This window comes from Lysinibacillus sp. NPDC095746 (assembly GCF_044763535.1).
Taxonomy (GTDB): Bacteria; Bacillota; Bacilli; order Bacillales_A; family Planococcaceae; genus Lysinibacillus.
Window position 1 is genome coordinate 1 of the sequence record NZ_JBIWGL010000057.1, and the last position, 8,188, is coordinate 8,188.

An 8,188-nucleotide genomic window follows, 5' to 3' on the forward strand; every position below is an offset into this window, starting at 1 on the left:
ATGAGCCGCTTCGCTGCGCTGCAGGGTCTCATCTGTGACGCTGATCCCCGAGGAGTCGCCCAGTCTCCACTCCAATCAACTATTTACATAGTAGAAGTTTTAACAAAAGTCATCCACAACTTTGGGTGACGAACCTTTAAATGGTTTAATCACCAATTATTAGACGTCCTTCCAACTAAAAAAGTTAGTTAAAATTTGAAAAAATTTTTAATGGTCGGAAGGTATAGATCAATACTTAAACTGTATTACGTTATATAAATGGACAAGAAAGTATCCATCTACCTCAAGAAGAAGGGGTTAATACACCAGAGTAAAGAACTTGGATTCTTTATATGAACAACATGGCGTTGGAAGTTGGTCGTTTTGTTCTATGCTATTTTACTTACTACGCAATCTATTATGCTACTTCTCAACGTTAGGCTTCGGCGCAGTATAAAATAATACTATTAAAAAAGAAGGGAATCATTCCCTTTTATAGAATATTGAGATAAATGGGAGGCGAGGTTAGTTTGTCTCTCTGTTTGAAATTATATCTTAGAGACATATTTATTAGTAGTTTTGTAGAGCTTACATAAAGCTGATTATCTCTCTATGTGATCAGGGATGGCACTAACAAATGAGAAAATCGACACACCATAAATGTACTCACAAGATATGTCTCGCTAAGGAAACCGTTACGATAATGTAGTAATCGAGAGTTTTTTGAATTATGGAATCTGAATTGCTTTTCTACAGCTTTATGAATTTTATTTATAATGATTAGGAGGAAAACAATTTGAAAAAAATGGTTTCGTTATTTGTAATGGTCACAATTATTCTTTTTTCTACTCCAGATGTTTTTGCCTCAAACCAGATTGAACCTTATGGATTGAAGCTACCAGGCGAAAGCTTTACTCCTGGAGAGTGGTTTTTAGGGGAAACTCCACCTAATATTGATCCGAAAAAGCCACCTATTGTTTTCGTTCAAGGGAAAAATGGTAACGCTACAAGCTGGTATGGTAATACAGAATATTACGGTCTTAATGACATGTATACAAAAGCTTATGAAGCAGGGTATCAAACTGTATTTGTTCAATTATACGATGCAGCAGGTAACGGTTCTTATAGCCAATACGATAATGGAAAATTATTAGCCTCTATGTTAAAAGAAATCAGTCAACATTTTCACGGAGAAAAATTAAATATAATTGCCCATAGCAAGGGTGGACCTGATACCCAAGCAGCATTAGTTCTTAATAATGCTCATTCGTACGTGGGTAGGGTGTTTACTTTAGGTTCCCCTCATTATGGATCAGAGTTAGCTGATCTTGCATATAGCTGGTGGGCAGGGTGGCTAGCTACATTACTCGGTCAAAAAGATGATGGAACTTATTCACTTCAAGTTGGGGAAATGGAACACTTTCGCTCACTAATAGACAATCACCCCAACGTTAGCAAGAACAACTACTATACAATTGCTGGCACTAATACAGGACCATTTCTATCTGCACTCTGGATGGGTGGGCTATATCTTTCCGATCCAAATGATGGATTAGTCAAAGAGGCGAGCACTAAATTATCTTACGGAATACATTTATTTACCGATGCCTCACTTGACCATGACCGTATTCGCATGGGATCTGCGGTATTTTCTAGATTGGAACAGTATCTACAGTCTGCTTCTACTGATCGTATCATTGCAAACAAAGAATACTTTTCTCATTCTGACACCTTTCAAGAGTTGGATGCATCTCATTATTTTTATGGAGGAAAGTTACAATCGTCAAATGATGTGACACATTCTTTCTATGTGGATACTGAGCTTGATAATGTTAAACTGTGGACAGGATTAACTACTGATAAAATAGAGTTAGTATCTCCTTCAGGGAAAAAATATACCAACCGAACAATCGAATCATTGGAGGAAGCCTCCTTCTTTAATGGCGTAGTACCTCATATATTTACTGACGTTATTTCTGAGAAGGGAGAATGGAAGATAAATATAAGCACGCAGGCAGAAGATAATGCGTATTTACTAGCAGTTCAACACGGTGGCCCATCTTTGATTAAGGTGAGCGTTCCGACAGTAGCATTTGAAACGAATAATATTATTACAGTGCAAGCGAATCCACAATTACAAAAACTTACTTTCGGTATAAAAGTACTAGATCCAACAGGTAAAGACATTGCTTCTTCACTACAATTGCAGAAGGTTAATGAACAAAACTTTATGGTGAATTTTCCAGAGAATAAAGAGTCAGGTGTATATAATATAACTTTAAATATTTCGGGTGAAACGTTACAGGGGGAGCCATATAATAGAACCATTGTTCGTTCTAAGTATATAAAATAGTCATATATAATAATTAGAAAAATATAATTTCAAAAATAGTTTATAAGTGTAAATGACACTAATAAACTATTTTTGTACTCTGAAGGGTGAATTCTAATTATTTGGCTTACCCAAATTTAATATTACAAATTGGAGTGAAAGTAGATAGGGACGAACCTGAGATTTTAAACTTTGCCTTGCGCACGAAAAATTATATATTATCTTCTCTAACAATTTAAAAGTTTCAAAAAAATAGTAAGTGAAAGAGTTAGTTTTGGGTTTAATGAAAAAAACCAATTATCCTTTATTGGTTTAGAAAATTTGTCTAAATCTGAAAAAGAGAAGTTAAAAGAATCAATATTATTTTAAGTTTTGCTGAACCTCAAGAAACCATTTTTCTTGAGGTTCTTTCCATCTATTAATTTAATTTGTTTTCTATCGAAATTTTCTTTGGTTTATATATGTTAAAAATGTTTTATGGGTATTTACACGTTTAGTAATGAAAAGTATGAAAATATATACAATCAATAGGAAAAACGGTATATTTTAGCGGAGTGGTGTTTGTATTATAATTCCTGATACTAATTAAACAACTAGGTTTCACTCCCTTAGAAACAAAAAAAGCGCACAACTCGTTAATGAGTCAATGCGCCTTTTTTAGTATTTATGTATTCCAATAAATACTAAATGCCCTATCTAGTTTCTTTCAACTGCTACATGACACTTACTACCAACCATTTTATCGCATTTTACCTTTGTTTCGTATATTTTACCATCATATCCTCTTTCTTGTACTATTACATACTTGTCATTTGCACCATTATTTACAAATACATAATCAACTGCATCCGGATATAAGTCCTTGACATAAACATATTCAGTCCATGCATTCGCTGATACTGCAGGAATAAGTATAGCTCCAGATAAAGCAAGTGATCCTACCATTTTTGAAATTTTTGATTTTAACATAATTAACTCCCCTTTGTATTAGTTTTCTCTATTAATAAGTTGCATTTAATAGATCAATACAACCATAGCACAATAAAAATGAAAATGTTGTCGGAATTTGTAGTTATTTAAATTAATTACAAATATTACCGATTTTGTCACATTTATTTGGTACTGCCAACCATCACTAAGCAACTTCTAGAATGTTCTAAAATGAAATGAACTGATTTTAAATAAAAAATACATAAAGATTTATAAAGAGACCAAGCCGAACAATGGAAAGAAGAGTCAAAGCGACGGAAAGGCCGGACCAACGAAAAAATGAGAAGTGACGGATAACCAAATCTATGATAATTATAAAGAAAGTATAAAGTTCAGAAAAAATGTCTTTTTACATAGTAAGGTTAGTTCAGGAGGAAAACAGATGAGAGAAAAGCTATTACTAATTGAGGATGATACGGCGATAGGACGTATTGTGAAGGATACGCTTGAGCAAGAGGGTTACCAAATTACTTGGGCAACAACAGGACTTGAAGGATTAACTGATTTTCAAGCGGATACGTTCGATTTAGTGTTAGTCGATTGGATGTTACCTGAGATGGATGGTCTGACGGTTTGCCAAAATATTCGTTGGGAAAGTGATGTTCCTATTTTAATGATGAGTGCGCGTAAGGAAGAGGCAGATAAGGTTGAGGGCTTGCAGGGCGCTGACGACTATATAGCGAAGCCATTTAGTTTAGAGGAGTTAAAGGCACGTGTAGCCTCACACTTACGTCGCTGGAAACGTTATACGAAAAAAGAATTAGCTGAAGAAGTTACATCCTTTACACACGGTTTAAAAATTGATTGGCAAAAGGAAACAGCGCGCCTTAATGATCAAGAGCTTGCCTTAACACAGAAGGAATTTGCTCTGTTAAAACTACTTGCGAAAAATCCAAGTCAAACCTTTTCAAAAGAAGAGCTCTATCAACATATTTGGCAACAGGCGAGCGTAGATGAAACACATACAGTAACAGTACATATAAAGGCACTACGAGAAAAGCTAAAAGATCCAGTTAAATCACCGTATTATATACAAACAGTATGGGGCAAAGGTTATCGCTTTATCGGTGAGCTATTATGAAAATTAAAGCATGGTTACTCATCACTTTCTTTATCGTGATGGTTTTACCGATAACAGGTGCTTATAGCCTTTATGTATGGATTAATGCCTATTATCAAGATAAAAACGTTGGTGAGTATTTCGAAAAATTAACAGAGCTCAATCAGGTGAAATCTACTCTGGAAAATCCGCTGTATTATTCGAAAAATGCAGATATAAAAGAAATTGAAGCACTAACGAATGATCAGCTCTCAATTACACTTTACTCGAAATCAGGCTTACGTTTGTATTCCTCTGATCCATTGAAACTGGTGTTTGATTCTAAAGATAGAGTTTTTAAAGGTTTATATGAGCTAAAGCAAAATTACAATGCCTTTACTTATAAAGAGCCTGTTTATCAAAATGGAGAATTGCTTGGGGTTTATGAGATTCAATTAGTTAGGAAGGATTGGGTAAAAGGCGTAGAAAGTCGTTCTTGGCTTGTAATAGCTAGCTCTATTGTATTATTTCTCCTTATTTATTTTGCAGTTATGATGCTGCTTAACCGTAAATTAAATCGCCCGTTACATGAACTGATGCGGCAAATGCGTACTTTTGCAAAGGGAGAGCATGTTGAGTCAAATTTAGTGGCAAGAAAAGATGAAATTGGAGAACTTGCTCAAACCTTTCTTGCCATGCAGGACGAAATTGAAACAGCACGTGCTTACTTGAAAACTGAACAACGGCAAAAGGAGTTAATGATTGCAAGTATTTCCCACGATTTAAAAACACCTCTTACAGCTATTCAAGCATATGCTGAGTCTTTACAAAGCAAGGCGTTATCAAAAGAACAGCAAGACGAGTACCGACAGATTATTTTAACAAAGTCTGAAACGATGAAGCATATGCTAGAGGATTTACTAATGTACACTTTACTGCAATCGACAAGCTATCATTTAGAACTTGTTGCAGTTGATGGGGCCGAGTATTTTGAAATGGCACTGTCTGATTATGAGCAGCTATGTAAAGATCAAGGATTTAAGCTTGAAGTTACTTGTGACATAGCGGGTATGTATGCAGTGCATCCGAAGCAGCTACAACGGGTGATCGACAATTTAATGAGTAATGCTTGGCGTTATGGAGCAGTAGGGACAACGATAGGTTTAGCAGCCGTGAATGCTGGACAATGTCCTATAGGGTGCTTTGATTTTGTATCACCAGCACTGAATAAGCAGCATGGTATGTATATCATTGTGCAAAATAGCGGGCAAGGTGTCAAAAAAGAGGATATTGAGAAACTATTCGAGCCCATGTACCAAGCAGATACAGCACGGACAAAGGCTGGGGAGCGTGGCACTGGACTAGGATTAAATATAGCAAAACAAATAATAGAAAAACACGGTGGGACAGTAGAGCTTGTATCGAAAGAAGGCTTTGGAACAGCTGTACTTTGCTGGCTGCCACCATTTAAAGGAGAGAATTTATAATGAATTGGAAAAAATCATTACGAGCAGCAGGTTTAGTTGTCGCATTAACATTTAGCTTAGTAGGTTGTAATACAGAGGGGGCATATTCACCACAGGAAATTATTGATCATGCATTACAGGAAACGAAAAAACCACTCGCTTATTACGGTGAATACACAATGGATATGGGTGAGGCTGGTGGAAAAATTCAAGTCAAAGAGTGGACTAAAGATGGTAAACGACGTATTGAGACAACAGCTGAAAATGGTGAACATAGCATCTCAGTCAACAATGGCTCACAGGTAATTATGTATGATGTTGTGAAAAACACTGCTCATAAAATAGATATTAGTAAAGGTGGGGTAGATGAAATCCCATCACAAAGAGACCAGTTAGAATTACTATTTAACGCTGTAAAGGATACACATGATGTGAAAATGGCAGGAGAGGAGAAGATTGCTGGAAGAGATACGTATAAAGTTGTAGCAAAAGCTAAAAAAGATGATACTTTAATAGGCGATATAGAAATATGGGTCGATAAAAAAACATGGGTAACGTTAAAAACAATCACAAATGGCGCAGGAAATAAAATAACAACAGAGTATACGAAAATGGATGAAAAGGCAAAAATTGATGATGTACAATTTATACTTGATATTCCAAAGGATGCAAAAGTGGAAGAAATAAGTGTACCTGAATCTAAGTCAGTGACACTGGATACAGTGAAAGAACAGCTTGGCGAATTTTTAATGGTGCCAGAAGGTAACGGACTAACTTTGGAGGAAATTTCATTAGATAAAGGGATAGAAGATCGTTCAGAGTATACCTTTAGTTATGCGAAAAATGGTCAGCAAGATATTTCAGTAACAGTTTTTAAAGCAAATAGCAATGCTAAGAAGGTAGAGCCTATTAAAGGTGAAAAAGAAATGGACATTCGAGGTCAAAAAGGTACTGTAATGGACGAGAATAAATTCCGTTCGATTAGCTGGGAGGAAAACGGCTATCAATATAGCATGTTTACTGTAGACTCTAAGCAAACCATTGAAGATCTTGTAGCCTATACAAAACAAATGACCATCGTTAAGTGAGGTGAATGGGTATGAAAAGAAATGAATTTATAAAATGTCTCGCATTGTTTTTATTTAGCACAGTTTTTTTATACGGTGTAGGTGAAACATATGGCGTTCCATGGCTACAATTTCATTTCTTAGGACAATACAATGATGAAGGTTTTTATTTTAGTTTTAGTTCTTTAACCCCTATACTAGGTGGCTTACTAATTGTTGCGTTATATGAAACGAAGATTAAGCGACTTATTTAATACAATGAGAAAATCCACTTTGTAAAAAGAGTGGATTTTCTTGATTTATCTTCAAATGTGAATGTTATAATATGTAAAAACTTCTAGGGGGAGTTATAAATGGAACAGGGGATTGTAGAAACAAAATATTTTACTTTGCGTACTTTATGTGCCGGTGTGTTTGCTGCTATTGCTAAACCGGGTCAGGGTGCTTGGAGTAATGCAGGAATAATTGATTTAGGTGATGAGCTTCTAGTTTTTGATTCGCTAAGTACTCCTTCAGCGGGGGATGAGTTAAGGCGCCAAGCTGAAAGTTTAACGGGTAAGAAAGTAAAGTATTTGATTAACAGTCATTATCATGGGGATCATGTTTTTGGAAATCAAGTATTTTCAGATACAACGATTGTTTCTACATATGTAACGGAGAAATTGTGCAAAGAAAAAAATAAGATTGAAGATTATGAGAAGGAAAAGCAGGACATGAATCATTACCTGTTTCAGTTAAAAAATCAAATCGTTTCAACAGAAGACAACATTATAAAAGCAAGCTTAATCAATCAATATCAAGAAATGTCGAAAGTGTTAGATGACCTATCTCAATTACAAATTGTACTACCATCCTTGTTGTTTGAAGAAAAATTAACTATCACCGGTTCCGAAAGAACTGTGGAATTATACTGTTTAGGCGGTGGACATTCACCGAGTGATACATTTATGTACCTTCCTAAAGAAAAAATAGCTTTTATGGGTGATATAGCGACTGAAAACTTACATGTACCGATTTATAATCCTGAAGAATTTTTGACGATATTAAAGCGAGTTAAACAAATCGATATAAATATACTTGTGCCTGGTCATGGTAATATTGCTGATTTGACTTTATGCGATACATTAATTGAGTATTTATCTTTCATGACCCAACATGCAAAAGAAGCTCTTCAACGAAAATTGTCACGAGAAGATTTTATTGCTGAATTTGATCTACCTAAGCACAGTGGTGAAATGTCAACCGAAAAAAACATCATAATTGGAAATTTCTAAGCACACTAACACCTAAAATTAATTTTTTATGCGCACTTAAA

The 8,188-nt window shown here is 35.3% G+C and carries 7 protein-coding genes; 6 read left to right on the top strand and 1 reads right to left on the bottom strand.

Features of this window, described 5'->3' with window-relative positions:
- Nucleotides 1–784: 784 nt before the first annotated feature.
- Nucleotides 785–2,332 carry an esterase/lipase family protein gene (locus ACIQ7N_RS23320; protein WP_402936609.1) on the top strand — a complete coding sequence of 516 codons (1,548 nt, stop codon included), beginning with the start codon at nucleotides 785–787 and terminating at the stop codon, nucleotides 2,330–2,332.
- 675 nt (nucleotides 2,333–3,007) lie between these two features.
- Here the strand turns inward: ACIQ7N_RS23320 and ACIQ7N_RS23325 are convergent.
- Complete coding sequence (locus ACIQ7N_RS23325; protein ID WP_132362865.1) at nucleotides 3,008–3,280, bottom strand: hypothetical protein; 273 nt, start codon at nucleotides 3,278–3,280, stop codon at nucleotides 3,008–3,010.
- A gap of 403 nt (nucleotides 3,281–3,683) precedes the next feature.
- Here ACIQ7N_RS23325 and ACIQ7N_RS23330 point away from each other — a divergent pair, with 403 nt between their 5' ends.
- The 5 genes from ACIQ7N_RS23330 to ACIQ7N_RS23350 all read left to right on the top strand — a co-directional run bounded on the left by ACIQ7N_RS23330 (nucleotide 3,684) and on the right by ACIQ7N_RS23350 (nucleotide 8,147).
- A complete protein-coding gene (locus ACIQ7N_RS23330; protein WP_248718792.1) occupies nucleotides 3,684–4,382 on the top strand; it encodes a response regulator transcription factor in 699 nt (232 codons plus the stop codon).
- Complete coding sequence (locus ACIQ7N_RS23335; protein ID WP_402936603.1) at nucleotides 4,379–5,827, top strand: HAMP domain-containing sensor histidine kinase; 1,449 nt, start codon at nucleotides 4,379–4,381, stop codon at nucleotides 5,825–5,827. The genes ACIQ7N_RS23330 and ACIQ7N_RS23335 overlap by 4 nt, the downstream gene beginning before the upstream one ends.
- Nucleotides 5,827–6,894, top strand: a complete 1,068-nt coding sequence (locus ACIQ7N_RS23340) for a LolA family protein (RefSeq protein ID WP_402936605.1) — start codon at nucleotides 5,827–5,829, stop codon at nucleotides 6,892–6,894. The genes ACIQ7N_RS23335 and ACIQ7N_RS23340 overlap by 1 nt, the downstream gene beginning before the upstream one ends.
- Before the next feature lie 11 nt (nucleotides 6,895–6,905).
- A complete protein-coding gene (locus tag ACIQ7N_RS23345; RefSeq protein ID WP_132362857.1) occupies nucleotides 6,906–7,127 on the top strand; it encodes a hypothetical protein in 222 nt (73 codons plus the stop codon).
- A gap of 99 nt (nucleotides 7,128–7,226) precedes the next feature.
- Nucleotides 7,227–8,147: an MBL fold metallo-hydrolase gene (locus ACIQ7N_RS23350; protein ID WP_402936607.1), complete on the top strand. Its 921-nt coding sequence runs from the start codon at nucleotides 7,227–7,229 to the stop codon at nucleotides 8,145–8,147.
- Nucleotides 8,148–8,188 lie beyond the last annotated feature (41 nt).

Excerpts from the sequence above, each read along its gene's own strand:
- ACIQ7N_RS23320 (WP_402936609.1), top strand. The coding sequence starts at position 785 with ATGGTTTCGTTATTTGTAATGGTCACAATTATTCTTTTTTCTACTCCA.
- ACIQ7N_RS23325 (WP_132362865.1), bottom strand. The coding sequence starts at position 3,280 with ATGTTAAAATCAAAAATTTCAAAAATGGTAGGATCACTTGCTTTATCT.
- ACIQ7N_RS23330 (WP_248718792.1), top strand. The coding sequence starts at position 3,684 with ATGAGAGAAAAGCTATTACTAATTGAGGATGATACGGCGATAGGACGT.
- ACIQ7N_RS23335 (WP_402936603.1), top strand. The coding sequence starts at position 4,379 with ATGAAAATTAAAGCATGGTTACTCATCACTTTCTTTATCGTGATGGTT.
- ACIQ7N_RS23340 (WP_402936605.1), top strand. The coding sequence starts at position 5,827 with ATGAATTGGAAAAAATCATTACGAGCAGCAGGTTTAGTTGTCGCATTA.
- ACIQ7N_RS23345 (WP_132362857.1), top strand. The coding sequence starts at position 6,906 with ATGAAAAGAAATGAATTTATAAAATGTCTCGCATTGTTTTTATTTAGC.
- ACIQ7N_RS23350 (WP_402936607.1), top strand. The coding sequence starts at position 7,227 with ATGGAACAGGGGATTGTAGAAACAAAATATTTTACTTTGCGTACTTTA.